Consider the following 23875-nt stretch of genomic DNA (forward strand, 5'->3'; position numbering starts at 1 on the left):
GGGAATACTCCCGGACGGTCGCGGGCTATTGCTTATCTTAAGATGCGCGCTTTCGTGCGACGATGGGCGTAGCCATCGCGACCTTTCATTCAGCCGCCACTTCGCCCCGCTTCCTCCGGCGGGGTGATTTTTAGCTATTGCTTGGCGAGTGCGATCGAGAATTCGCCGTTGCGGATGCGCGCGGGAAAGCCCTCGACAAACTTCGCCACCGCGTCCTCGCCATAGGTGCCGACGAGCTCGGCAAGCGCTGCGAACAGGCTCGCCTGCGCGAGACAATCGCCGTCGACGCCGTCATGGCGCGCTTCCGCCCAGGCCTCGTTGAGATAGCTGAGCGCAGCCTGCTTCTGCTCGTGATCGGGCAGCGGCGCGCGGGTGGGGGCGAAGGACACGGGAATGCTCATGAAACTCGAATGGCTGGAGGCGCAATCCACGGCGATGCGCTGCGTGAGAGGTGTAGCACGCAGATTAACGCCGCCTAGGCCACATCTTTAGGAAAGGTTAACGGAGCCGAACAATGTGGATGAGTTGCTCCGGCGACACATCCGGTAGTGCCAATCTCATGGTGAGGAGGCGCGTCCACCTCACTCTTGTCATTCCGGGACGCGCCATCAGGCGCGGGCCCGGAATCCATCGTTCGGCGGTTTCTGCGGCCCAATGGATTTCCGGGCTCGCGACGGAGCCTGTCATCGGGCCGCGCTTTGCGCAGATCCGTTGGTCGCGCCCCGGAAGGACGAGAAACCTCACAAGCTGTCAGGATGAGGGTTGGCAGTTGAAGGCGTCGGCAATTCAGTTCGCGTAACGCGCCGTGAGGTCGCGGGAGATTTTGGAGCCTTCCTCGATGTAGCGGCGGATCGCTACCGTGGCGGCCGGCGTACAGCTCCGGTAAGTCTGCTGAAAACCATTATAGCCGCGGTTGAAGCCGGCGATCATGCGGGTGCGGCGCTCGCCGGAGGGGGTTTCGGCATCGATCAGCGCCTGCATCTCGTTGCGCCATTTGTTGCCTTCGTTGGCCCCGCAGATGCCGCGCAGATAGTGCAGGCCGCCGAGGATTTCCGCCAGCCGCTGCAAGTCGCCGTCGAACGGCGCCGCCGCGTCCTGGGCCCGGGCGGGCAGGACGGCGCAGGCAAGAATCAGGGCCAAAACGGCCGGAAATCGCTTGGACATCGGGGGCGTGTATGCCCCTTAAGGGCGGCAGACGCAAGGCAGCCGCCCTTGCCGTCAGGCCCCGATCAGGCGCTTTGCGGCATGGATGATTTCGTCCAGCCCACCGGTCAGCTTGAGGTCGCCGAGGCTGCCCAGCGCGTCGGGAGCGAGCCAGCGGAAATCGTCCAGCTCCTCATTCAGAACCGGCTCCCTGGCCGTCCAGCGCGCTGCAAAGGACATGATCAGGTAGTGGCCGGCGCCCCCCGTCGACGGCAGCACCTCGCGCCAGCCGGCAAGACCGACGATGTCGATCGCCAGCCCGGTTTCCTCGTCGACCTCGCGCGTCAGTGCCTGATGCAGCGATTCGCCGAATTCGACCCGGCCGCCCGGCAGCGAATAAAAGCCCTTGGCCGGCGAGCGGGCGCGTCGAACCAGCAGCACCTTGCCGTCGCGGAAAATCGCGGCGCTGACCGCGAGCTGGGGATGGCTCGGCTGCACGGTGCCCGCCTCAATTCGACATGATGGTATCGACGTCGGCTTCTGCGCCGCCGTTGATGATGCCGCCGCAGGCCGCGATCAGCGGCTTGACCCAGAGCGTGGCCTGCTCGGCAAGCTTGACGCGCGTGGCGTCCTTTTCCACCTCGCGCATGGCCGAGCCGACCGCGGTCAGGATCGAGGTCATGGTGTCGGTGATGTGGTCGAACTGGGCGCGCACGTCGGGAGCGGCTTTCTCATAGGCCTCGATCGCGAGATCGCGCGCCTTGAAGTTCGAGGCCGTGAAATGTTCGGCATAGGACAATGGCGTCCAGGTCAAGAAGTCTTCGGCGCATTCCGGCATGTCCGGGACCATTTCGAGCAGCATGACGGCTTCATTGAAATGGTTCAGATAGTCGGTGGCAAGTCCGGTCCGCGGGTTGATGTTGGCCACGCGCAGCCGCTCAGCCCAGGCCGCCGCCTCGGGGCCCGTCACTACAAGAGTCCGCGCGGGTTCGGAGACCATTGAGCTCATCGGCCGCAGTGTTGACGTTGGGGGTTAAAAGGTGCTGAACGGACCCCATATAGGCCCTCAAGGATGTGCGGACGCTTTGTCATAACCTCGGCCCCGGCGGCTTTGCGGCAACTCTTTGGCTACCTCGAGCAGCCGAATTTCCCGCCACGGTACAACGTCGCCCCCACACAACCGATTCCAGTGGTGCTGGTCGACAAGGGCGCGCGGCATTTCCAGCTGATGCGCTGGGGGTTGCTGCCGACCTGGGTGAAGGATCCCCGTGGTTTTACGTTACTGATCAACGCGCGCTCGGAGACGGTGCTGGAAAAGCCCGCATTCAAGAACGCGATTCGGAGGCGCCGCGGCCTGATTCCGGCCGACGGTTACTACGAATGGAAGGCAGTGGACGGCCGCAAGCAGCCCTATTTCATCCATCGTGCCGATGGGCAGCCGCTCGGTTTTGCCGCGGTGTTCGAGACCTGGGTCGGGCCGAACGGCGAGGAGCTCGACACGGTCGCGATCGTCACGGCCGCCGCGAGCGAGGACCTCGCCACGCTGCATGACCGCGTGCCGGTGACGATTTCGCCTGACGATTTCGGGCGATGGCTCGACTGCCGCGGCGACGAGCTCGATGGGATCCTGCCGCTGATGGCTGCCCCGCGCATTGGCGAATTCGCCTGGCACCCGGTCTCCACCCGCGTCAACCGCGTCGCCAATGACGACGCGCAGCTTTTGCTGCCGATCAGCGCCGAAGAGATGGAGGCGGAAGCGCCGAAGCCGAAGCGCGCGGCGCGAAAAGCCGTTGGCGTGTCGCCCGATGACGGGCAGGGATCGTTATTCTGATTGCAGGCGTCGTAGGGTGGGCAAAGGCGCAACGCGCCGTGCCCACCATCTCTCCCGTTCGCGATACGCGATGGTGGGCACGCTTCGCTTTGCCCACCCTACAGCTGCGGAGTTTGCGGCGGCAGTCTACACGATCTCCCGCGCCCGCAGCTCCGCGATCTCCGCTGCGTCAAAACCCAGCTCGCCCAGCACCGCATCCGTATCCGCGCCCAGCTCCGGCGCCATGTGGTCGAGCTTGCCGCCGCCGTGCGCCAGTTTGAATCCGCTGCCGGCGAAGCGCAGGCGGCCGTAGGGCGTGTCGAGCTCCTGGATCGCGCCGCGCGCAACGATCTGCGGATGGTCGATGATCTCCTCGATAGTCCAGATGCTGGCGCAGGGCGCGCCCGCGTCCTCCAAAAGCGTCTCCCATTCGCGTGGGCTCTTCGTCGCCAGCGCCTCCTCGATGATCGCGCGTAGCGCGGGCTCATTCTCGTTCCGGGAAAACCAGTCGGCAAAGCGCGGATCGCATAGCGTGTCGGCGCGGCCGAGGGCCGTCATCAGTGCGCGGTATTGCTTCTCGTTGTTGACCGCGAGCAGGATGTAGCCGTCGCCGCACCTGAACAGGTTCGCGGTGGTCTTGCGGCTGACGGCCTGGTTGCCCGAAAGCTGCTGGCGATGCCCCACGACCGACCAGTCCGCGATCTGGCCCGACAGGAACGCCAGCGTCGCCTCCAGCATGGAGACGTCGACGAGCTGCCCCTTGCCGGTACGGTCGCGCTGATAGAGCGCGCTGGAGACGGCGAACGCCGCGGTCGCGCCCGAAAGGACGTCGCAAACCGCAAAGCCCGCACGTGTCGGTCCGGTTTCGGGATGGCCCGTGATCGCCATGATGCCGGAGAGCGCCTGTATCTTGCCGTCATAGCCGGGGCGCAGCCGGTCGGGGCCGGTCTGGCCGAAGCCGGATACGGCACAGTAGATCAGCTTCGGATTGATCGCGGACAGCGCCTCATGGCCGATGCTAAGCTTGTCCATCACACCCGGGCGAAAGTTCTCCATGACGACATCGACCTGCGCGGCGAGCCTTTTCACGATTGCGATCGCATCCGGCTTTTGCAGATCGAGCGTCAGGCTGCGCTTGTTGCCGTTGATCGCCTGGAACGCGGGCGCGAGCCCGCGCTCCGCCCATTCGCGGCTGAGCGGCGTGCGGCGCATGTCCTCGCCCTCGCGCCGCTCGACCTTGATGACGTCTGCGCCCAGCAGCGCGAGCTGGTAGCTCGCATAGGGGCCCGCCAGCACTTGCGTAAAGTCGAGGATCTTGACGCCTTCAAAGGGCCTCGTCACGGCGCGCTTCTCCCGTCAGGCCGCACGGTTGCCGCGCGCAATCTCCTTCTGCTTGTCGAACTCGGCGCGCCGCCGCGCAAGCTCCTCAGCGCTGAGTTGCGCGACGTTGTTGTAGTCGAGCTTCCAGGAAGCGTCCTCGCTCCAACGCAGCGGCGATTGCATCGTGGTGCGCGGGCCACTGGCGGACTCGAGCAGCTTCAACGCCAGCTCCAGCGTCTGCGCCTGCGAGGCGGCATCATGCGGCTTGCCGGCGGAATTGCCGAGTGGGAAGTCGGAGAACAAAAAGCGCGGCACGGCGGCATGCTCGACGATGTCCTTGGCGCAACCCATGATGACGGTGGGAATACCGCTCTCCTCGAGATGCCGAGCGACCAGCGCGGAGGTTTGGTGGCAGACCGGACAGTTCGGTACCAGGACTGCAACATCGACCTCGTCGGCGAGGCAGCGCGCCAGAATCTCCGGCGCGTCGGTGTCGAGGGTGACGCGATGGCTGCGGTTGGTTGGCGCACCGAAGAAGCGCGGGCTCGCCTCGCCGATGCGCCCCGCGGCGGAGGCCTTCAGGAGCTGCGGCAGTGGAAACCAGGTACCGCTGTCGGTCGCGCTCGTGTGCTTGCGGTCGTAGCCGATGTGCGAGATGCGCAAATCGTGCGGTTGCGTGGTGTCGCCGTCATAGACCTTGTGGAACTTTGCCCCGCCATTGTACGCCGCCCCCGGCCCCTGATCGCCCTTGGTCGGATCGTAAGGCGCGGCCGTGGTGATGATGGTCACGCGCGATTGCGAGAGCCTCTTCTTTAGCGGCTGGAACGGCGCGTCGACATAATGCGCCCAGCGATATGGCGTGGTGTAGCCGATGGCCGAGTAGTAATCGCGCGTCCGCTGCATATAGGGGATGGGAGCGTCGTAGTCGGGCGCAAAGCCGAATTCATCGTCGCGCGGAGCTGACATGGAAGCCGACATTGGGCGCGTCTCCTCTCGTTCTCGTTGCGGACAGAGTAGAGATAGTCGGCGATTTGCTCAACTGCGGGTCGGGTGATGCAGACCAGAATTGCGGTCGTAGGTGGGGCCGCGCCGACGCTGCCTCTTACCCTCCCCTGGAGGGGGAGGGTCGATCGCGCGCAGCGCGAGCGGGGGTGGGGTGAAGGTCGTTCCGCATGAACACTGCCTGTGTGGAGAGATCAACCCATCCCGACGCTTCGCGGCGACCCTCCCCCTCCAGGGGAGGGTAAGCAAGCTCAGCGAAACACATGCAGCGCCGCATACTGCAGCAGCATGATGGTCTTTGCATCCACGATGCGGCCGTCGGCGATCATTGCGAGCGCCTCGTCGATCGAAATCTCCAGCACCTCGATCTCCTCGCCTTCGTGTTCGAGGCCGCCGCCGTCGCCGATCTTCATCTCCGGCTCGTATTCGGCAACGAAGAAGTGCAGCTTCTCCGTTAGCGCGCCGGGGGTCATGAAGGCCTCGAATACCTTGTGGACATCGTGCAGGCGATATCCGATCTCCTCCTCGGCCTCGCTGCGGATACGCGCTTCGGGATCGGCGTCGTCGAGCATGCCGGCGGCGGCTTCGATCAGCAGGTCGTCATAGCCGTTGACGAATGTGGGATAGCGAAATTGCCGCACCAGCACGACGGTGCGCCGCTTGCGGTTGTAAGGCAACAGCGTCGCACCGTTGCCGCGGTCATAGACCTCGCGGGTTTGCGTCTGCCATTCCCCATTGTTGCGGCGCCACTCGAAGGTCGTCGCTTTCAGGATGTACTTCTTGTCCGAGAGCAGGCGGACGTCTTTGACGCGGACACGGTCGGAAACGGACATGGAGGCCTCTAAGGAGTAGGGTCGCGGCCGTCGAGCCATTTGGCGAACATCACCGACGTTGACTCTTCGAAGCCGAGGGAAGTGTAGAACGCACCGGCCTGCTTGTTCTCGCGGCGGACCAGGAGCTGGAGTTTCGCGATGCCGGCATTGCGCAGCCAGTCCTCGGCCGCAGCCATGATGATGCTGCCATAGCCGCGCTTGCGGAAATCGGGATCGACCGCGACGTAATAGATCCAGCCGCGATGGCCGTCATGACCGACCATCGCGCTGGCCACGATCGCATTGCCGTTCCGTCCGATCAGCACGGTCGAATTCGCCTCGCGCCGCGCGAGCGCGATATCGGCATGCGGGTCGTTCCAGGGTCGTGTCAGGCCGCAGCGCTGCCACAGCGCGACGACGGTTTGGACATCGGCATCCGCGATTTGAGCGATCGCGAGCGGGAGAGGGGAGACGGACACGTTCACAGCACTTTTCCGGGGTTCAAGATTCCAAATGGGTCGAGCATTGCCTTGACCTGCCGCATGAGTTCGATCGCGGTCTTGTCCTTCACGTCGGGCAGTTCGTCGCGCTTGAGCACGCCGATGCCGTGCTCGGCCGAGATCGAGCCGCCCAAACGCAGCACGATCTCGAACACGACCGTGTTGACGTCGTGCCAGCGGGCAAGGAAGTCGGCAGCATCGGCCCCGATCGGCTGACTGACGTTGTAATGCAGATTGCCGTCGCCGAGATGGCCGAACGGCACCGGCCGCGCGCCGGGGATCAGCTTGACCACGGCGGCATCAGCCTCCGCGATGAAGGCAGGCACCTCCGCGACGGGTACGGAGATGTCGTGCTTGATCGAGCCGCCCTCCGGCTTCTGCGCCGCCGACATCTCGTCGCGCAGCTTCCAGAAGCCGGCGCGCTGCGTCAGGTTCGCGGCGATCACGGCGTCGTCGACGATCTCCTCCTCCATCGCGCGAGATAGGATCGATTCCAGCATCGCGCGCGCGTCGTCGCGCGGCGAGGACAATTCCATCAGCACGTACCAGGGATGCTTTTGCTCCAGCGGATCGCGCACGTCGATGCCATGGCGAATCGAGAAGTCGACCGCCATTTCCGCCAGGAGCTCAAAGCTCGTCAGCGCGTTCGAGGCTTCGCCTTGCGCGATGGTCAGCAGCTTCAGCGCCTGTGCCGGCGATTTCAGCCCGACGAATGCGGTCTCGATCGCTCGCGGCTTCGGAAACAGCTTGAGGGTCGCTGCGGTGATGATGCCGAGCGTGCCTTCGGCGCCGATGAAGAGGTTATGCAGGTTATAGCCGGTGTTGTCCTTCTTCAGCTTCGACAGCGCGTTGAGCACGCGCCCGTCAGCCAGCACGACCTCGAGCCCCAGCGCCATCTCGCGCGCAACGCCGTAGGCGAGCGCGGCGGTGCCGCCGGCATTGGTCGAGAGATTGCCGCCGATCGTGCAGCTTCCCTCCGCGCCCAGCGAGAGCGGGAACAGGCGATCCACCTCGGCCGCCTTCTGCTGCGCGATTTGCAGCACCACGCCGGCCTCGCAGGTCATGGTGTTGGAGGCGGTGTCGACCTCGCGGATCTTGTCCAGCCGACGCAGCGACACCACCACCTCGCCATTGTGCGGGGTCTGGCCACCGACGAGCCCGGTGTTGCCGCCCTGCGGCACGAGCGCGATTTTGTGTTCTGAGGCGAGCTTGCAGATGGCGGAGACTTCCGCAGTCGTCGCGGGCCGCAGCACCAGCGGCGAGCGGCCATGAAACAGGTTGCGCTCCTCGGTGAGGTACGGCTCGATGTCCGCCGGGTCGGTCACGGCATATCTGGCGCCGACGATGGCGCGAAATTTCTCGATCAGCTCGGGCGCAAGCGGAGCGACGGCAGGTGTCGTGACGTTCATCTCTTCTTCTTTCTTCATCGCAATCCATTCTATTGCACATGATCCTATCGGAAAACCGCTGCACACTTTGCGCTAACGCGGCCCTCCGGTCCGGATCATGTGCTACCGCGCGACCGCTGCGCGCCGCAGCCGGTCGTTGATCGCTTCGCCGAGCCCTTCCTCGGGGATCGGCATCACCGCGATGGCGCGCGGGCTCTTCGCATCGAGGGCGCGAAGATGGCCGAACAGATTGGCGGCGGCTTCATCGAGATCACCGCTCGCTGACAAGTTCATGACGCTTGCCGCCTGTTCGATGCCGGGCAGCACGGCTGGTCCGAAGGCGAGCAGGGCCTCGCCGGGCGCGACGTCGTGCGCAATGAGCCGTACGGCGGCGCGCGGCGCGTAATGCGAGGCGAGCATGCCGGGCGCCAGCGGCTGGCTGTCGTCGCTTTCGACATCCTGCGGCGGCCGCGCCAGCGGCGCGCCGAGCGCGGCCTCGATTTTTTCGCGCGACAATCCGCCGGGGCGAAGCAGCATCGGCGTCTCGAAGCAGCCGAGAATCGTCGATTCGACGCCGACCTCGACGGGCCCGCCGTCGACGATCAGGTCGATCCGCCCCGCAAGATCGCCTTCCACATGCGCCGCCAGCGTCGGCGAGACATGGCCGGAGATGTTCGCCGACGGCGCCACTACCGCCCCGCCGAAGGCACGCAGGATCGCCTGCGCCACCGGGTGGGCGGGAATCCGGATTGCGACCGTATCGAGCCCGGCGGTCGCGAGATCAGCGACCGGACAGCCTGCGCTCTTTGGCACCACCAGCGTAAGCGGCCCCGGCCAGAATTCTTCCGCGAGTCGGATGGCGCACGAATCGAACCGCCCGATGCGCTTCGCCGCCGTGAGGTCGGCGACATGAGCGATCAGCGGATTGAAGGCGGGGCGGCCCTTGGCGGCATAGAGATGGGCGATCGCGGTCGCGTTGGCGGCATCAGCACCCAATCCGTAGACCGTCTCGGTCGGAAACGCGACCAGCAGGCCTGCGGCAAGCGCTCGCGCAGCGGCGTCAGTAGCGGCCGGTCCGGCCTGCAGAATCTGGGTGGTCAAGCCCGTTTTCACTGGGACAAAATTCCTCAAATCGGCCGCTTGCGGTGTGCCGAACCCGACGCTATAAGCCGCCTTCTTGTCGGAGTGTGGCTCAGCCCGGTAGAGCACTGCGTTCGGGACGCAGGGGTCGCAGGTTCGAATCCTGCCACTCCGACCATTATTTCCAAAAGTTGACGTTTTGCAGAGGCTTGGGCCGAAAGATCGGCCCGCCCTGCAAGACCTTCTTGCACGGGTTTTGAAGGCCGGTCCACGGCGGATTTTGAATCGGCAGGGCAGGCTGTCCGGATGGCATGGCTCTCGCCTGCATTTGCTTCATCAGGCGCGCTTCGCGCATCACGCTTTCTCCGGTCGTGCTTCTCCAAAACGCATGCGGCGCGGTCGAGATCGGCCGCGCCGCTGTAACTTGCCCTAAAGAGCAGAGGCGTCAGTAGTCATCCGGCGCGTAGGCCGGCGCGCCCCAGCCGGGCTCGGCGTATCCATAACCATAACCCGGGCCCCAATAACCGTAGGCGTTGGTGTGGTGCCAGCTTCCAGGGTACCGGCACTGGCCGACCCCGGCCATCAACTGGCCGCCGCTCAGCGCCGGTCCGGCCGCGCCGACGGCGTTTTCACTCGATGGGGTACACCCGCCCGGACCGCGTCCCGCGGCGAGGCTGGGGCTTGCAGTCGCGAGCGGCAAAATCGTGGCCATCAGTGCGGCCGCGCTCACAAGTTTCATACGTGTCGTCATGGTTGTCTCCATGTCTCGGTTTGACAGGGGACCAATCCCTGCCGCTAGCAGCCGTTCCTCAACGAACGGTCGCGATTTCGCGAGCAATAGGGGTTTCGTCGGGTTTCGCGGAACACCGTGATCCCGTTTACATGAGTGCTATTCAGCGAGCGCGCGCCGGCAGCGCCATCAATCTGGCGAGCGCGGTGCGCAGTGTCATCTCGCCATAGCCTTGTAGCCGGACCGACTCCTCGGGGACGGATGTCATGTTTGCCCGTTCGCCACCCGCTTCGGTTCGAAACCCGTTTGCCAGCAATGTCTGCCCGGGCTGCGGCATCTCCCCGAGCGAATGAAGTCGACATTGATCGATCCGAAGGTGACGATCATCGCGTCCCTCCCTCACACGATCTGGAAGAAATGGCCGTCCTCGACCTCTTCATAGACGCGCTTAGGCGGCGCGTAATTGGCTGCGCGGAAGGGGCTCTTGATCTCGTCGCTGGAGAGCCGACGCGTCTGTCGCCGCGACGGATCGGCGATCGGGACAGCCGCCATCAGGCGCTTGGTATAATCATGCTGCGGGTTCTCGAAAACCGCCTTGCGAGGCCCGATTTCGACGATCTCGCCGAGATACATCACGGCAACCCTGTGGCTGATCCGTTCTACGACGGCCATGTCGTGGCTGATGAAAAGGTAGCCGAGGCCGTATTTCTCCTGCAGGTCCAGCATCAGGTTGATCACCTGCGCCTTCACCGAAACGTCGAGTGCCGAAACGGACTCGTCCGCGATCAGCAGCTTGGGTTCGAGGGCGAGCGCGCGAGCGATGCAGACGCGTTGGCGTTGTCCGCCAGAAAACTCGTGCGGAAAACGGTCACCCATGGACGCCAATAGGCCGACGCGTTCAAGAAGGTCGCCGACGCGTTGCTTGGCTTCCCTGGCGTTTGCCAGGCCGTGCGTTATCATCGGCTCGGCAATCGCGTGACCGACGCGGATGCGCGGATTGAGGCTCTCGAAGGGGTCCTGGAAAATCATCTGGGCTTCGCGACGAATGCTGGCGAGGTCGCCCTTACCGGCCTTGAGGACATCCTTGCCGTCGATCCGGATTTCGCCGGAGAGCGCGGGAGTCAGGCGAATGATCGATCGGCCGGTCGTCGACTTGCCGCAACCGGATTCACCAACTAACGAGAGGGTTTCGCCTTGCCGTAGCTCGAGCGAGACGCCTTCGACCGCGTGGATGCGACCGATGGTTTTGCGCAGGAAGCCGCGTTTCACCGGAAAGCGTGTGATGAGGTTGTCCACCTTGAGGATCGGTGGTTTGTCCTGTCTAACCGTGTCCTCCGTTGGCTTGACCGGCTGGATCTCGCCAGTCGCCATATCAACCTGAGCGAAACGTAACGGCCGGGCTTGGCCGGTCATCGAGCCGAGTTGTGGCACGGCTGACAGAAGCGCACGGGTGTAGGGATGCTTGGCGCCCGCGAAGAGATTGTGGGTCGTGTCCGTCTCGACCTGCTCTCCGCGATACATGACTACGGTACGATCGGAGATCTCAGCAACCACGCCCATGTCGTGTGTAATGAAGAGGACTGAGAGGCCTTCTTCCTCCTGGAGCGTTTTAATAAGCTCCAGAATCTGCGCCTGGATGGTCACGTCGAGCGCCGTGGTCGGCTCGTCGGCGATCAGCAGCTTCGGGGCGCAGGCAAGCGCGATTGCGATCACCACGCGCTGGCGCATACCCCCCGAAAAGTTCATCGGATATTCGTTGAGGCGGGACTTCGCCGAGGCAATGCGCACTTTTTCGAGCAGGCGAACGGCCTCGGCCTCAGCCCGGGACTGCGACATTCCGCGATGCTGCACCAGAACCTCGGTGATCTGCGTGCCGATCTTCAGCACCGGGTTGAGCGAGGTCATCGGCTCCTGGAAGATCATGCCGATCCGGTTGCCGCGGATTGTCTGCATGTCGGCGAGGGGCAGGGAGAGCAGATCTTGTCCTTCGAAGTCGATCCTGCCCGCAATTCTCGAATAGTCCTGCGACAACAGGCGCATGATGGACATCGCCATGACGCTCTTGCCGGACCCGGATTCACCGACGACGGCGACCGTCTCGCTGGGGCCGATATCAAAACTGATGTCGCGCACGACATTGCGCCATTCGCCGCCGATGCGGAAGGCGGTATTGAGATTGGAAATCGAAAGGACCGGTTTCGTCACGGCTCAGCCTTCCCGCCGAGGATTGAGGATATCGCGCAGCGCGTCGCCGATCAGATTGATCCCGACGATCAGCAGCAGAAGCGCAAGGCCCGGAAAGAAGCTGATCCAGTAGTCACCCGAGAGCAGGTATTCGAAGCCGTTGGAGATCAGGAGCCCGAGCGACGGTTCGGTGACCGGCAAGCCGATGCCGAGGAAGGAAAGCGTCGCTTCCAGCATGATCGCGTATGCGACACGCATGGTGGCGACGACGATCAAGGGTGGCAGGCAGTTCGGCAGGATGTGGCGGAAGAGGATGCTCCGGTCCGGGAGAGCCATGGAGCGCGCCGCGTCCACATAAGCGCGCTTGCGTTCCACCAATGCCGAACCGCGGACAGTCCGGGCATAGTAGGCCCATTGGGTCACGACCAGCGCCAGGATGATCTTGTCGACGCCCTGTCCGAGGATGGCGAGGAAGATCAGTGCAATGAGAATGGCCGGGAAGCTAAGCTGAATATCGACGATGCGCATCAGGAAAGAATCGAGGCGACCGCCGACATAGGCGCTGAGGAGGCCGAGCGAGGCGCCAATGACCAGCGCGATGGCGGCGCTTGATATCCCGACTAGCAGGCTCGTGCGAAGGCCGTAGAGGATGGCGCTCAAGAGGTCTCGCCCCTGATCGTCCGTGCCGATCAGATAATGAATGCCATTCACGCTTTGCGATCCGGGCGGCAGACGACCGTCGAGAATGTCGAGTTGCGACAGGTCGTAAGGGTTCTGCGGTGCGATGAAGGGCGCGAATATTGCGGCGACAGTGAAGATTGCTACGATGACGAGACCTGCCAGCGCGGGGTTCTCTTGTAGGAGTGCGGAAATCGTCTGGCGGAACGGTGAGCGTGAGGCGGCCCCGCCGAAGCCGCCCTGGCCGGCATGCACCGAGCCTGCGTTTGGGCTATCCTTGCTCAATGCGAGTTTGCTCAATGCGAGTTTCCTTCAAGACGAACGCGGGGATCGACGATCGAATAGAGGATGTCGACGAGTAGATTGATGATGCTGAACATCACGACCGTGATCATCACGTAGGCGAGGATGACAGGACGGTCGAGCACGCCGATCGCGTCGATAATAAGTTTGCCCATGCCGGGCCAGGCGAAGATCGTCTCGGTGACGACAGCGAATGCGATCAGCGAGCCGAGTTCGAGACCGATCACGGTAATCAGCGGAATCAGCGTATTCCTCAAGACGTGAACGGTGACGATCCGTCTTTCCGGAAGTCCCTTCGCACGGGCAAACCGTACGAAATCGAGCTGCATCGTCTCCATCACGCCGGCCCGGGTGAGGCGGATGACCAGCGATATCTTGAAGAGCGCCAGGTTGAAAGCGGGCAATAGCAGGTGGGACAGGCCGTTGAGTGTGAAAAGGCTGAGAGGCACACCGAAGACCGGCACCGTGTCGCCACGCCCAGAAGCCGGTAGCCAACCTAGATGTACGCTGAACAGCATGATCATCACGAGGCCGATCCAGAAGGTTGGCAGACTGAAACCGAGGATTGAGAAGGTCATGATTGACTTCGAGATCAGACCCTTGGGCTTTAGACCAGCATAGGTGCCGAGCGGAATGCCAATGATCAGCGCTATGACCAACGCGACGAAGGCAAGCTCCAGGGTCGCCGGCATGCGCTTGAGGATAAGCGTCAGCGCAGGTTGGTTGAACACGAAGGAATTACCAAGATCTCCCGACAATGCGCGTGTGAGGAAGAGCCAGTATTGCTCCCATACCGACTTATCGAGCCCAAAGGATTGGATGACCTGAAGGCGCTCCGCCGGCGTGGCGGTGGGACTCAACAGCATGTCGACCGGGTTGCCGATGAGGTAGAGGCCGGCAAAGACCAAGACAGACATGACGAGCAGCGTGAGCACGGTTTGGATCGACCGGTCTAACAGGTACCCGCTCATGAATCGCAACCTCCCTGCGTTACTCGGACGATTCCGGTGATGCGAGAGCCATTAGGATGGGTGCTGCATCGTCCACGCCCAGATTCGGATCGATGAGGAGCCTGCGGCTGCTCATGCAACGGTCTTTTCAGCGTAGCGAGATAGCCGATCGAGAATGAAGGCGATTGCGCCCTCGGCGTCGACCCTGGTGACGATATCGGCGTTCGGCTCCAGGCCGCTCTTACCGTACCAGTCGGCAATCGTCTGTCCCATGCAGAGCTGGCTCTCGTATTCCACGAAGACGCGGGCCTTTTGCGTCTCGAACAGATGCGGCGCCAGAATGTAGGCCATGACTAGCGGATCATGCAGCGGGCCCCCGCGTGAGCCATAACGGCGCACGTCGTTGCGATCCCAGAAAGCCATCATCTCGGCGAGTGTTTTCGAAATTCGGCCGCTGACGCGGGAGAATTCGGCGACATGCTCCGGTTTCAATATGACCTGGTGCGTTGCATCGAGCGGGAGCGCAGCGATCGGGATGCCGCTCGAAAAGACCACATGCGCCGCATGTGGGTCGGCAAGCACGTTGAATTCAGAAGTCATCGTGCGATTACCGGGTTCACGGTAGGCGCCACCCATCATCACGATGCGCTCGATGCCGTCGGCAATCTGCGGCTTCATACGCAGAGCGACGGCAAGGTTGGTCATTGGCCCGAGGCAGCAGATGGTGATGCGCTCACCCCTGTCCGCAGCGCTGGTCAGGGCCTCGATCAGGAAATCGACCGCGGACATGTGCTCAGCTTTCTTGACCGGATCCGGCCAAGTGGTGTTGCCAAGTCCGGTCTTGCCATGGAATTCGCCGTGAATCGGATCGCGCAGCATCGGCCGAAAACAGCCGGCATAAACCGGAATATCGGTGCGCCCACCGAGCTCGCAGACCAGCAACGCGTTGCGAACCGTTCGCTCCAGTGGCTGGTTGCCACAGACGGGCGTGATGCCGACGATCTCGAGTTCTGGTGACACGAACGCGGTCAGCAGCGCAATCGTGTCGTCAATACCGGGATCGCAGTCAATGATGATCGAGATCGGTTTCATTCTGGGATGCCTTCAATGTGTGGGATGCGAAAAGATCAAAGCGCACAACATCGCGAAGCACGCAGCCACGGAAAGATACTGGATCATCTTTTGCCCGGTCAGTTCGAAGTCACGTAGTAAGGAAGGGTGTAGCCGTCCGACCGGCCAGGGTATGACAGGTCCTTGTTTAGCGCCCAGGTGTTGGCCAGATAGAAGACCGGTATGACGCCAAGGTCACCCATGGCGATCTCGGTCGCCTTGCGAAGAAGTTCCTCGCGCTTGGTGTCGTCGAGTGTCGAGCGAGCAGCGTTCAGCGCCTTGTCGAACTCTGGATTGGAATAGCGTCCGCGGTTGCCTTGTCCCGCCCTTTCGCCGAAGGTTTCCAGGATTGGGCCGAGCACGCCCGAGGCTTCGCCGGTCTCGACCGCAGCACCGCCCATGATGAAGCTGAATTCCAGATTGGAAGCGCGAGTGAAATAGACGCTACCTGGCAAGGTCGCGACCGCGGTCTTGATGCCAACGCGACTGAAGAACTGGCCAAGGGCCTGTGCGATCCTGGAATCGTTCGGATAGCGGTCGTTGGAGGCGTGAAAGGTCAGCGAGAAACCATTCGGATAGCCGGCCTTAGCAAGAAGCTCCCTCGCCTTATTCGGATCATAGGGATCGACCTTGATGGAAGGATCATAGCCGAAATATCCCTCAGGGACCAACTGACCGGCGGGTACGCCTTGTCCGTCCATGATGCGATCGACGAGCGCCGGTCGGTTGATCGAAAGCGAAAGCGCGCGTCGTACCTCGGGTTTCAGGAGCGGGTTCTTGCCGTCCTGTCCCTTGGCAAATGGCGATTCCTCGCGCGCCTGGTCCATGTGTAGGTAGATGATCCGGTTGCCGGCAATACTCACGACCTTGAGCCGGTCTGAGGCCTGTAGCTTCCGCGTGTCCGCGGTCGGGATGCTTTCGATCATGTCGACATCGCCGGAGAGCATCACGGCGACACGGGCGTTGCTGTTCTTGAACACCTTGAAGGTGACCTTGTCCCAGGCCGCCTTTTCGCCCCAATACGCGTCGTTGCGGGCCAGCACGACATTATCGTCCGGCACCCAGGAGACGAACTTGAAGGGGCCAGTGCCAATCACGCGCTTGCCGGAGTTCATCTCTTCCGTCGTGGCGTTCTCCATCTCGGCCGGCAGGATTGCAATACGGCTGAGGTTGTTGAGCAGCAGCGGCGTCGGGCCGGCTGTCTTGATGCGAACTGTCAGCGGATCGACCGCGGTGACCTCAGTGATCGCCTTGACATAGGGGGCAAAGGAACTCGGGCTGTTCTTCGCAGCGAGCGGCACGCGCTTGATGCTGGCAACGACATCGTCTGCAGTGAAGTCGCTTCCGTCGTGAAACTTGACGTTCGGTCGTAGCTTGAACTCCCAGGTCGTTGCGTCGATCGTCTTCCACGAAACTGCCAGCGCGGGCTGGATCTGCTGCTTTGCGTCCTGGTTGACGAGACCGTCGAAGATGTTGCGCGCCATGGCGCTGTTCGGGCCGACGACATAGAACTGCGGATCCATGGACGTGGTCGATGCCGCCAGTCCGACGGTCAGGTTCTTCGCATGGGTCGCGAATGGTGTCGCAAAGACTGACGCAGCCATTGCGGCTGCGATTGTAAGGAATTTCACAATGGAGCTCCTCCGGGGTTTCCGAAATCCGCGCACTCCCCAATGAATTTTGATCTGTCATTAAGGGGTCCAGCGAGAAAAGAAAAATTGCATTCTGTGACCAGCCCATGCCTTAATGTTATGGGTGGAGATGCAGATGCGATTGAAGCCGCGGCAGGTTGAAGCGTTCAGAACCGTGATGATGACGGGCGGCATAACGGCTGCGGCCGACGCGATGAACGTCACGCAGCCCGCTGTGAGCCGCCTCATCCGCGATCTGGAGGAAATCGTCGAGATCACCCTGTTCGAGCGGGTGGCAAGCCGCCTCGTACCGACCGCCGAGGGGACGCGGCTCTTCCGCGAGGTCGAGCGGCTGTATCTCGGCCTCGACCAGATCGCCCAGGCGGCTGAGGATATCCGCCGTCACAAGAACACCGTTCTGAGGATCGCGAGCGTAACTTCGCTGGTTCGGCCCTACCTCCACCACGCCATCACCGACGTCGTTGGTGACCGGCTCGATATTCCGCTGGTGATCGATGTCGAGAACAGCCGCAATATCTGGGACATGGTCGACAAGAACCGCTACGACCTCGGTTTCGTTTTCGGCTCACCACGCATGGCGGACAAGAATGCGGCCCTTCTGCATGCCTCTCACGCGGTCGCCGCCATGTTGCCGGGGCACCGGCTGGCCTCCCGGAAAGTCGTGACGCCCGCCGACCTTCTGGACGAGCGTGTCCTGATCCCTGGCCGCAATTCGCCCCTGAGACTGGCGCTCGACCGGGCCTTTTCCAAGGAGGATCGCCGGCCGGCAAGCACGATGGAAACCTCGATGCTCAATTGTTGCTATTTCGCAGCGGCAGGAATGGGCATCGGCATCGTCGACTATACAAGCCTGCATTCCGCCGGAACGGACGTCGTAGCCATCCCGTTCAGACCATTCATTGAAGTCTCTTACTTCGCCATCCGCCCGTCCGGTGGGCACCGCATCACGATCTTGGACGACATAGTCAAGCGGATGAGCGAGTTAATCGACTCAGCGCCGCAAACCGCTCGATTCCCGTCGATCTCGCAAACAACTCGCAGGAGCCGGTAGCAACTGGTAGTTCAATTTGGGGCACACCTCGCAAAGCAACCGAGGCAAGCATTCTACGACTTGTTGGTTGAAGAGCAGGAAGATCGTGATCCCTTCACATGAACGCGTCTTAACGAGCGCGCCATCATCTGCGCGCCACCAGTACGCCGAGCAGAAAGGACACCAGCAACGATGGTAGCGGCGCCTCGCGGACCATGCCGCGGACGATGTCCGGCCAATGTTGGTCGGTGCCGGTCACGCCTGTCGGCCAGATACCCCATTCCGATGCAAGCATGCCGATTTCGCGCCGTGTAAGCCTCGAGGCGTCGCGGACGCGGAAGATCGCAGTCTCCGAGCGTTCGCGCGCCGGCAGCGCCATCAACGTGGCGAGCGCGGTGCGTAGCGTCATCTCGCCGTAGCCTTGCAAGCGAACCGACTCTTCCGGGTCGGATGTCATGCGAGCGCCTCCGTCACGCCGCGAAGTGGCGGGCGAGGGTGAAGACGGCCGTCGCGCAGAGCACCAGCGTCGAGATCGCGCCGGCGACGCAGCGCGCGAGGCGTGCGCGTGTCAGATGTCTCGTCGTGTTCCTTGCCATGTTCCTCTCCTCTTCTTTCGAGGGGGAAATCGTGACGAAGCCAGTTGGTTCCTCACCCACGGCGGTCATGGTTGCAGTTTGGGCCGTGTGGCGCAGGGGCAATCGCCGATCCTGGGGGCTCAGCGATCATCGGCAGGCGAACACGCCGACCTTGATTTGGGAACGATTGTTCCCTATTGTGTGCGAATGCGAAGAAGCGCGCGAAAATTGCAGCCCATCTCACGTCCGCCCGGCCGGCCGCGCGAGTTCGACCTGGACGTGGCGCTGGACAAGGCGGTGCGGGTGTTTTGCGAACGCGGTTACCATGCCACCTCGATCGGAGATCTGACCGCGGCAATGGAACTCGCGACGGGCAGCGTCTACAAGGCGTTTCGAGACAAGCATGCCGTCTTTCTCGCCGCACTCGAGCGCTACACGGCGCGGCGCCAGGACGAAGTTCGGCGCGCTGCCGCGCAGGGCGCGAGCGGACGCGATCGCCTGCGCAACGTGCTGCTTTCCTACATCGAGGCGTCCAAGGGCGCCGAGGGGCGACGTGGCTGCCTCGTGGTCGGCAGTGCCGTCGAGCTGGCCGCTGTCGATCCGGAGATTGCGGCGTGGGTCGCGGCCCGGCTGAAAGCCAATGAAGGTTTTCTCGCCGGTCTCATTCGCGAAGGTCAGGCCGACGGCTCGGTTCCTCGCCATATCGATCCCGACGATACCGCGCGATTGATGATCTGCATGACGCAGGGGCTCCGCGTGGTCGGCAAGGCGCGGCTGCCGCTGGATAGCGAGCGCCTGGTCGGGGTCGCGATGAAGCTGCTCGCCTGATTTGTTTGCCTAATTAGGAAACGATCGTTTCCTATCATTGGAGTGTGTGATGACGATGAATGCGACGATCGAGGCCGTGCCCGACGAGGGCTCGGTTTCGCAGGCCCTGACCGTCCTGCTTGCCGCCGCCTGCGGCATGGTCGCGGCGAATATCTATTATGCGCAGCCGCTGATCGGGCCAATCAGCACGGCGCTGGGCCTCTCACATGACGCCGCGGGCCTGATCGTCACCATGACGCAGATCGGCTATGGCGTCGGGCTCCTGCTGATCGTCCCGCTCGGGGATCTCGTCGAAAACCGCACGCTGATCTGCTCCGTCATCGGTCTTGGCGCCGCGGCGTTGCTGGCCGCCGCCTGCGCAACACAGGCCTTGCCGTTCCTCCTGGCCGCGCTCTTTATCGGGCTCGGCTCGGTTGCGGTCCAGATCATCATCCCCTATGCCGCGCATCTTGCGCCGGCAGCGACGCGCGGACGCGTCGTCGGCAACGTCTCGACCGGCCTGATGCTCGGCATCATGCTGGCGCGGCCGGTTTCGAGTTTCCTGACGTCGATCTCCTCATGGCATGCCGTCTTCTTTGGCTCGACTGTGCTGATGGTCGCGCTCGCCGGTGTGCTCTGGCGGGTGCTGCCGAGGCGCATGCCGGTCGAGCGGCTGCATTATTTCGACCTCCTGCGATCGATGCCGCGTCTAGCGCGGACGACGCCGCTCCTGAAGCGTCGCGCGCTCTATCAGGCCTTTCTGTTCGCAGCGTTCAGCCTGTTCTGGACGGTGACGCCGCTCCTGCTGGCGGGGCCAGCGTTCGGCCTGTCCCAGCGCGGCATCGCGCTGTTCGCACTCGCGGGTGTCGCAGGCGCCGTGGCTGCACCAATTGCGGGACGTCTTGCCGATCGGGGACTCAGCCGTATCGCCACTCTCGGCGCGATGCTGCTGGTCGCGTCCGGTTATCTGATCACGCATATCGGCGCAGCCGGCTCCACGCTGAATCTCGTCTGCCTCGTCGTTGCAGCGATCGCGATCGATTTCGGCGTGCAAGGCAATGTCGTCCTCGGCTTTCGTGCGATCTTCGCGCTCGGCCCGGAGCACCGCAGCCGCCTCAACGGCCTCTATATGGCGACGTTCTTCACGGCCGGTGCCGCTGGCTCCGCGCTCGGCGGCTTCGCCTTTGCGCATGGCGGCTGGATGCTCGCATCCTGGATCGGCTTTGCGCTGCCGGCCGCGGCACTGATCTACGCTACCTTCGAGTGACGCGCTCACGGCGGGCAAGGATTCGGAAACTATCCGCGATCTCTCTGTTCGCCGCTAACGAATCGAAAAAGAGTTCTGACGCACCTTGGCCCTGCGAAAGGGAAATGGGGAGTTTTTGATATGGACGGGCAAGCCATCCTGGAGAACGTACGGCGCTATCGGGCGATCGCGTCACTGCACCGCCAGACGGCCGCGTTCCGGCCGCGTCAGAGCTGGTCTCTGCTCGAGCAGGCAAGCGAATGGGAATCCCGCGCGCTGGCGGAACTCGAGGCCTACTTCGCCGGCGGCGATCGCCGCTGGTCCGGGGTTGCCCAAGTCCGCATGGAACAGCTGGCGGCGTGAAGCCAAGGCGACCGCTTCCGCTGCAAGGCCCGCTCGGCCGGCAGGCCATTTCTACTTTGCATGGGGTTGTTTTCGACTTTTTGGCAGGAGCTCACGCTCGCGCACGCCGACGGCGGCCATTTACCAAGTTCCCGTTTGCGCAGTGCACTGTCGCGGGCCCTGAACAGGTATGCTAGCTTGGCTGGAACCTCAGTCGCGTTCGCGGCGCAAAAAGGGGATTCCAATGAGCCGCCCGGGAACGTTCTCTGGACCAAAAATACAGCCGTGGTCCTGGCAGGCCTTTGCCTTCGCCTTCATTGTGCTGGCGGCATCGACTGGTCTCCAGGGCGCCTGCGTTCTCCTTGGAGCTCAGCTCTATTTCGCCGCGTTCCTGCCCGCCGTTTTCATCGTGGGGATCATTGCGGGAGCACCTGCGGCAGTGTTTGCCATCCTGCTCACCGTTCCGCTGGTGTGGTGGGCGTTCATGCCGCCCTTCTTCGAGTTCAGCACGCTGACCCGCTCCGACGCGCATGACATCAATCTGTTCTTCCTGTTCAGCGTATTGTTGATCGGCCTTGCCGATCTCTGTCGTCAGACGATGACGATCATCAATGGCGGTGGCCTCAAGACAACCGACAAGACAGTCGCGCCGAATTCGCAATAGTGCTCGCGGTCAGGGACTCGCCTTGGCCATCTGATGCCGGCTCGGCCACAACCGCAGTCGAAGCAGAACCAGCGCCAGCAACGCAACCATTGCCAGACCGCCGAGCGAGGGGATCAGCGGGGGGCTCATCGCGGCGCGCGGGTCGTAGAACAGTCGAAGGCCGGCCGCCAGCAGCATGCCGTAACTACCGGCCGCGAAGATCAGCCCGCAGGTGGCGCCCTGTTCGCGGGCGCTTGCGGCCTTAAGAAGATCCGAAAGCAGCAGCGCAAGACCAATGCCTGCGATCGGAAGATCGTAGTCATAGGCATAGGGGCTGACCATCACCGAGGCCAGAGCCGCGACCCCGAGCGCGGTGCGCGGCTGCGCTTCGCGGGCGACGGCAAGCACGATCGACAGCAGCGCAAGGCTGGCGACGATGATCTGTCCTGCGAAGGCGAGGGCAGGGGCCGCGCCGAGCGAACGCAGAGCCGCGTAGAACGAAATCATGCGGTAGAGCGGAAGGTCGCCTTGGGCAAGATAGGTGGCCTGGTCCCTGAACGCGCCGAAGAGCGCGGTCCAGATTTCCGGCCCGAGCAGCAGCGTGCAGAGCAACGAGCTCGCCAGCACGGCCATCGCGGCCGTCGCCAGCGCCATCCACCTTCGGGTGAGCACGAGATAAGCCACCATGGTTGCCGCCAGATGCGGCTTGATGACCATCGCCCCGAGCGCAAGGCCTGCGATGATTTGTGCGAATATCTGTTTCCGCTCGACGTTGAGGCAGATGAGGCCGATCAAGCCTCCGGCCAAAAAACCGTTCTGGCCGCAATCGAGCGTCACGGCAAGCGCCGGAAGCAGCACGACCAGCAGCACCGCGAGAGCGTTCCCCGCAAGCGACCGCAACGTCGCGAGATAAAAGGTGAGCGTTGCCGCCGTGAACAGGAAGTACGCCGCGCTGAGCGGCAGCAGCGCAAGGGGCGCGATCACGAGGTCGAACTGCGGCGGATAGGCCCACGGCATGAAGTTCGAGATGCCGAACGTCTCGATCTGCATCTGGAGGAGCCTGTCGAGCTGGTAGGCCTGGCCGACATCGCCGGACCAAACCCTCTGCGCGACAATGTAGAAGTCGTCGAAATCGACCAGGCCGCGCGGTTGCAGTGCACCTGCCGCGGAGAACCAGGCCGCTTTGGCGAGAACGGCGATCACCAGCGCAGCAAGCACAGCGCGCACACGCATCGTGCGCCTCGAATCCGAGGGTTGCGCGAGCTCGAATGTCCTGGTGAACATGGTTGGATCGTCGTTGACGTGCCCGTGCTGGGCGTCACGCTGGCGTGCAGCCGCCGCACGCTAAATCATGATGCCGGACAATCCTTAAGAGAATTGAAGTTGCGTCGCGGACGGAAGCTGTGACAGCGAGCGATGCCAGGCTTAAGAAGCCGATACGGGGCTTTCCTAAAGTTGACTCGATGTCGTCCCGTGAGCCGCAAGCATGGGCGGGATTCTACCGTCCGCGCAATTCGGGCACGTCGGGTAGGTAGTTCGAACCCTCCGAGCCCAGAAAGTCGAACATCGCCTGCGCCGGTGGCAGCAGCACCTTGTCGCTGCGGCGGATCACGTACCATTGCCGGACGATCGGCAGGCCCGCGACATCGAGGATGATGAGACGGCCCTCGGCGAGCTCATGCGCGACCGTGTGCGCGGAGATGAAGGCGATGCCGAGACCCGCGATGACCGCCTGTTTGATGGTCTCGTTGCTGCTCATCTCCATGCCGATGATCGGCTCGAGATCCGATTTCTGGAACATGCCTTCCATCAGCGTCCTGGTGCCGGATCCAGGCTCGCGGGTGAGGAAAGTCTCGTGCACGAGATCAGTCAGGTTGAGGCCGGAATCCTTCGCCAGCCAATGCCCCTTGCGCGCGACGATGATGTGCGGGTTGCGCCCGAGCTGCCGCACGTCGACCGTGACGTCGGCCGGTGGCCGACCCATCACAGCGAAATCGAGATCGTAGCCATGCATGGCCTCGCGGATGTCCTCGCGATTGCCAATGGTCAGCTTGATCTCGATCTTCGGATAGCGCTGCGAGAACGCCGCAATGGCGTGCGGCACGAAGTATTTTGCGGTCGAAACCGCGCCAAGATGCACCGTGCCGCCGGTTCGCCCCGCCAGAAGATCGAGCGCGCCCTGACAGTCCGCGATCGCGGCTTCGACGCGATCGGCGAGCACCAGCACCTCCTTGCCCGCTTCGGTCAGCAACATGCCGTCGCCGGTCCGCTGCACCAGCGGCAGCCCAGCCAGATCCTGCAATTGCCGGAGTTGCTGGGTGACCGCCGGCTGCGTCAGCCCGAGATGCGTCGACGCCGCCGTCACGCTGCCCCTGGCTGACAGCGCTGCGAGGGACCGGAGCTGCCGGATCGTCAGATGCCGGAGTTGGGTCGCTGGATGGATATTATAAGAAAATTCTTTGGCGCTCATTATGAATAGAAATTTTCCTTATTAGGCCGGCTCTGTCAATTTCTTCGTGCTGGTACCAGCCGCTCCCCCGATCCGGGAACAAGGTAGCGGCGGCCGCGAG

Annotated in this window: 27 protein-coding genes and 1 tRNA gene; 7 read left to right on the top strand and 21 right to left on the bottom strand. The window is 63.0% G+C overall.

The window, feature by feature from the left end; all coding sequences use genetic code 11:
* Positions 1-134 precede the first annotated feature (134 nt).
* From SO156_RS29570 to SO156_RS29585, 4 genes are all read right to left on the bottom strand, one after another.
* The gene (locus SO156_RS29570; protein ID WP_498537225.1) at positions 135-401 is read right to left on the bottom strand and encodes a hypothetical protein; all 267 of its coding nucleotides are present in this window, start codon (positions 399-401) and stop codon (positions 135-137) included.
* Positions 402-786: 385 nt separating this feature from the next.
* Entirely contained in the window at positions 787-1164 is a 378-nt protein-coding gene (locus tag SO156_RS29575) for a TIGR02301 family protein (RefSeq protein WP_458145242.1), read from the bottom strand.
* 54 nt (positions 1165-1218) lie between these two features.
* Positions 1219-1641 carry an NUDIX hydrolase gene (locus SO156_RS29580; protein ID WP_498537226.1) on the bottom strand — a complete coding sequence of 141 codons (423 nt, stop codon included), beginning with the start codon at positions 1639-1641 and terminating at the stop codon, positions 1219-1221.
* Positions 1642-1651: 10 nt separating this feature from the next.
* Positions 1652-2152: a hypothetical protein gene (locus tag SO156_RS29585; RefSeq protein WP_458145244.1), complete on the bottom strand. Its 501-nt coding sequence runs from the start codon at positions 2150-2152 to the stop codon at positions 1652-1654.
* A 63-nt stretch (positions 2153-2215) separates the two neighbouring features.
* Here SO156_RS29585 and SO156_RS29590 point away from each other — a divergent pair, with 63 nt between their 5' ends.
* Positions 2216-2974 (top strand): SOS response-associated peptidase, encoded by a 759-nt coding sequence (locus SO156_RS29590; RefSeq protein WP_498537227.1) that lies wholly within the window; start codon positions 2216-2218, stop codon positions 2972-2974.
* Between the two features lie 126 nt (positions 2975-3100).
* On the opposite strand, the gene SO156_RS29595 is transcribed toward SO156_RS29590, so the two are convergent.
* The 6 genes from SO156_RS29595 to SO156_RS29620 form a co-directional block, all read right to left on the bottom strand.
* Positions 3101-4294 carry a CaiB/BaiF CoA transferase family protein gene (locus SO156_RS29595; protein WP_498537228.1) on the bottom strand — a complete coding sequence of 398 codons (1194 nt, stop codon included), beginning with the start codon at positions 4292-4294 and terminating at the stop codon, positions 3101-3103.
* Positions 4295-4309: 15 nt separating this feature from the next.
* Positions 4310-5239, bottom strand: a complete 930-nt coding sequence (locus tag SO156_RS29600) for a glycine reductase (protein WP_498537262.1) — start codon at positions 5237-5239, stop codon at positions 4310-4312.
* A gap of 287 nt (positions 5240-5526) precedes the next feature.
* Positions 5527-6108: an NUDIX domain-containing protein gene (locus SO156_RS29605; RefSeq protein ID WP_458145247.1), complete on the bottom strand. Its 582-nt coding sequence runs from the start codon at positions 6106-6108 to the stop codon at positions 5527-5529.
* An 8-nt stretch (positions 6109-6116) separates the two neighbouring features.
* Positions 6117-6572: a GNAT family acetyltransferase gene (locus tag SO156_RS29610; protein ID WP_498537229.1), complete on the bottom strand. Its 456-nt coding sequence runs from the start codon at positions 6570-6572 to the stop codon at positions 6117-6119.
* Positions 6569-7996 (bottom strand): FAD-binding oxidoreductase, encoded by a 1428-nt coding sequence (locus SO156_RS29615; RefSeq protein WP_498537263.1) that lies wholly within the window; start codon positions 7994-7996, stop codon positions 6569-6571. The genes SO156_RS29610 and SO156_RS29615 overlap by 4 nt, the downstream gene beginning before the upstream one ends.
* A 102-nt stretch (positions 7997-8098) precedes the next feature.
* Entirely contained in the window at positions 8099-9076 is a 978-nt protein-coding gene (locus SO156_RS29620) for an L-threonylcarbamoyladenylate synthase (protein ID WP_458145249.1), read from the bottom strand.
* Positions 9077-9156: 80 nt separating this feature from the next.
* Between SO156_RS29620 and SO156_RS29625 the strand changes: the two genes are divergently transcribed.
* A tRNA-Pro gene (locus tag SO156_RS29625) sits at positions 9157-9233 on the top strand.
* On the opposite strand, the gene SO156_RS29630 is transcribed toward SO156_RS29625, so the two are convergent.
* The 7 genes from SO156_RS29630 to SO156_RS29660 form a co-directional block, all read right to left on the bottom strand.
* On the bottom strand, positions 9234-9410 hold the full coding sequence (locus SO156_RS29630) for a hypothetical protein (RefSeq protein WP_498537230.1): 177 nt from the start codon (positions 9408-9410) through the stop codon (positions 9234-9236).
* A gap of 90 nt (positions 9411-9500) precedes the next feature.
* Positions 9501-9806: a hypothetical protein gene (locus SO156_RS29635; RefSeq protein ID WP_498537231.1), complete on the bottom strand. Its 306-nt coding sequence runs from the start codon at positions 9804-9806 to the stop codon at positions 9501-9503.
* A gap of 378 nt (positions 9807-10184) precedes the next feature.
* On the bottom strand, positions 10185-11990 hold the full coding sequence (locus tag SO156_RS29640; RefSeq protein WP_498537232.1) for an ABC transporter ATP-binding protein: 1806 nt from the start codon (positions 11988-11990) through the stop codon (positions 10185-10187).
* 3 nt (positions 11991-11993) lie between these two features.
* Positions 11994-12902, bottom strand: a complete 909-nt coding sequence (locus SO156_RS29645) for an ABC transporter permease (RefSeq protein ID WP_498537264.1) — start codon at positions 12900-12902, stop codon at positions 11994-11996.
* Between the two features lie 41 nt (positions 12903-12943).
* The gene (locus SO156_RS29650; RefSeq protein WP_458151404.1) at positions 12944-13921 is read right to left on the bottom strand and encodes an ABC transporter permease; all 978 of its coding nucleotides are present in this window, start codon (positions 13919-13921) and stop codon (positions 12944-12946) included.
* A gap of 111 nt (positions 13922-14032) precedes the next feature.
* Positions 14033-14992: a nucleoside hydrolase gene (locus tag SO156_RS29655; protein WP_498537233.1), complete on the bottom strand. Its 960-nt coding sequence runs from the start codon at positions 14990-14992 to the stop codon at positions 14033-14035.
* A gap of 98 nt (positions 14993-15090) precedes the next feature.
* Positions 15091-16641 carry an ABC transporter substrate-binding protein gene (locus tag SO156_RS29660; RefSeq protein WP_498537234.1) on the bottom strand — a complete coding sequence of 517 codons (1551 nt, stop codon included), beginning with the start codon at positions 16639-16641 and terminating at the stop codon, positions 15091-15093.
* Between the two features lie 136 nt (positions 16642-16777).
* Here SO156_RS29660 and SO156_RS29665 point away from each other — a divergent pair, with 136 nt between their 5' ends.
* Positions 16778-17713: a LysR substrate-binding domain-containing protein gene (locus SO156_RS29665; RefSeq protein WP_498537235.1), complete on the top strand. Its 936-nt coding sequence runs from the start codon at positions 16778-16780 to the stop codon at positions 17711-17713.
* 124 nt (positions 17714-17837) lie between these two features.
* Here SO156_RS29665 and SO156_RS29670 read toward each other — a convergent pair whose 3' ends face one another.
* Together SO156_RS29670 and SO156_RS29675 are read right to left on the bottom strand one after the other, a co-directional pair.
* On the bottom strand, positions 17838-18149 hold the full coding sequence (locus tag SO156_RS29670; protein WP_498537236.1) for a hypothetical protein: 312 nt from the start codon (positions 18147-18149) through the stop codon (positions 17838-17840).
* A gap of 13 nt (positions 18150-18162) precedes the next feature.
* Positions 18163-18288, bottom strand: coding sequence for a hypothetical protein (locus tag SO156_RS29675; protein ID WP_498537237.1), 126 nt, complete (start codon positions 18286-18288; stop codon positions 18163-18165).
* Between the two features lie 186 nt (positions 18289-18474).
* Here SO156_RS29675 and SO156_RS29680 point away from each other — a divergent pair, with 186 nt between their 5' ends.
* The 4 genes from SO156_RS29680 to SO156_RS29695 all read left to right on the top strand — a co-directional run bounded on the left by SO156_RS29680 (position 18475) and on the right by SO156_RS29695 (position 21326).
* Positions 18475-19095 carry a TetR/AcrR family transcriptional regulator gene (locus tag SO156_RS29680; protein WP_498537238.1) on the top strand — a complete coding sequence of 207 codons (621 nt, stop codon included), beginning with the start codon at positions 18475-18477 and terminating at the stop codon, positions 19093-19095.
* A gap of 49 nt (positions 19096-19144) precedes the next feature.
* Positions 19145-20341 carry an MFS transporter gene (locus SO156_RS29685; RefSeq protein ID WP_498537239.1) on the top strand — a complete coding sequence of 399 codons (1197 nt, stop codon included), beginning with the start codon at positions 19145-19147 and terminating at the stop codon, positions 20339-20341.
* Between the two features lie 120 nt (positions 20342-20461).
* On the top strand, positions 20462-20683 hold the full coding sequence (locus SO156_RS29690) for a hypothetical protein (protein ID WP_458150581.1): 222 nt from the start codon (positions 20462-20464) through the stop codon (positions 20681-20683).
* 223 nt (positions 20684-20906) lie between these two features.
* Positions 20907-21326: a DUF4118 domain-containing protein gene (locus tag SO156_RS29695; protein WP_458150582.1), complete on the top strand. Its 420-nt coding sequence runs from the start codon at positions 20907-20909 to the stop codon at positions 21324-21326.
* Positions 21327-21335: 9 nt separating this feature from the next.
* On the opposite strand, the gene SO156_RS29700 is transcribed toward SO156_RS29695, so the two are convergent.
* Positions 21336-22538 (bottom strand): glycosyltransferase family 87 protein, encoded by a 1203-nt coding sequence (locus tag SO156_RS29700; RefSeq protein WP_498537240.1) that lies wholly within the window; start codon positions 22536-22538, stop codon positions 21336-21338.
* Between the two features lie 265 nt (positions 22539-22803).
* Positions 22804-23775, bottom strand: coding sequence for a LysR family transcriptional regulator (locus tag SO156_RS29705; RefSeq protein ID WP_498537241.1), 972 nt, complete (start codon positions 23773-23775; stop codon positions 22804-22806).
* Between the last annotated feature and the right edge of the window lie 100 nt (positions 23776-23875).

The organism is Bradyrhizobium sp. UFLA05-125, assembly GCF_059803515.1.

What these genes read in the sequence shown, in the direction of transcription:
- SO156_RS29570 (WP_498537225.1), bottom strand. Translation starts at nt 401, where the DNA reads ATGAGCATTCCCGTGTCCTTCGCCCCCACCCGCGCGCCGCTGCCCGAT.
- SO156_RS29575 (WP_458145242.1), bottom strand. Translation starts at nt 1,164, where the DNA reads ATGTCCAAGCGATTTCCGGCCGTTTTGGCCCTGATTCTTGCCTGCGCC.
- SO156_RS29585 (WP_458145244.1), bottom strand. Translation starts at nt 2,152, where the DNA reads ATGAGCTCAATGGTCTCCGAACCCGCGCGGACTCTTGTAGTGACGGGC.
- SO156_RS29590 (WP_498537227.1), top strand. Translation starts at nt 2,216, where the DNA reads ATGTGCGGACGCTTTGTCATAACCTCGGCCCCGGCGGCTTTGCGGCAA.
- SO156_RS29600 (WP_498537262.1), bottom strand. Translation starts at nt 5,239, where the DNA reads ATGTCAGCTCCGCGCGACGATGAATTCGGCTTTGCGCCCGACTACGAC.
- SO156_RS29605 (WP_458145247.1), bottom strand. Translation starts at nt 6,108, where the DNA reads ATGTCCGTTTCCGACCGTGTCCGCGTCAAAGACGTCCGCCTGCTCTCG.
- SO156_RS29615 (WP_498537263.1), bottom strand. Translation starts at nt 7,996, where the DNA reads ATGAACGTCACGACACCTGCCGTCGCTCCGCTTGCGCCCGAGCTGATC.
- SO156_RS29630 (WP_498537230.1), bottom strand. Translation starts at nt 9,410, where the DNA reads ATGCGCGAAGCGCGCCTGATGAAGCAAATGCAGGCGAGAGCCATGCCA.
- SO156_RS29635 (WP_498537231.1), bottom strand. Translation starts at nt 9,806, where the DNA reads ATGACGACACGTATGAAACTTGTGAGCGCGGCCGCACTGATGGCCACG.
- SO156_RS29650 (WP_458151404.1), bottom strand. Translation starts at nt 13,921, where the DNA reads ATGAGCGGGTACCTGTTAGACCGGTCGATCCAAACCGTGCTCACGCTG.
- SO156_RS29655 (WP_498537233.1), bottom strand. Translation starts at nt 14,992, where the DNA reads ATGAAACCGATCTCGATCATCATTGACTGCGATCCCGGTATTGACGAC.
- SO156_RS29665 (WP_498537235.1), top strand. Translation starts at nt 16,778, where the DNA reads ATGCGATTGAAGCCGCGGCAGGTTGAAGCGTTCAGAACCGTGATGATG.
- SO156_RS29670 (WP_498537236.1), bottom strand. Translation starts at nt 18,149, where the DNA reads ATGACATCCGACCCGGAAGAGTCGGTTCGCTTGCAAGGCTACGGCGAG.
- SO156_RS29675 (WP_498537237.1), bottom strand. Translation starts at nt 18,288, where the DNA reads ATGGCAAGGAACACGACGAGACATCTGACACGCGCACGCCTCGCGCGC.
- SO156_RS29680 (WP_498537238.1), top strand. Translation starts at nt 18,475, where the DNA reads ATGCGAAGAAGCGCGCGAAAATTGCAGCCCATCTCACGTCCGCCCGGC.
- SO156_RS29685 (WP_498537239.1), top strand. Translation starts at nt 19,145, where the DNA reads ATGACGATGAATGCGACGATCGAGGCCGTGCCCGACGAGGGCTCGGTT.
- SO156_RS29690 (WP_458150581.1), top strand. Translation starts at nt 20,462, where the DNA reads ATGGACGGGCAAGCCATCCTGGAGAACGTACGGCGCTATCGGGCGATC.
- SO156_RS29695 (WP_458150582.1), top strand. Translation starts at nt 20,907, where the DNA reads ATGAGCCGCCCGGGAACGTTCTCTGGACCAAAAATACAGCCGTGGTCC.
- SO156_RS29700 (WP_498537240.1), bottom strand. Translation starts at nt 22,538, where the DNA reads ATGCGTGTGCGCGCTGTGCTTGCTGCGCTGGTGATCGCCGTTCTCGCC.
- SO156_RS29705 (WP_498537241.1), bottom strand. Translation starts at nt 23,775, where the DNA reads ATGAGCGCCAAAGAATTTTCTTATAATATCCATCCAGCGACCCAACTC.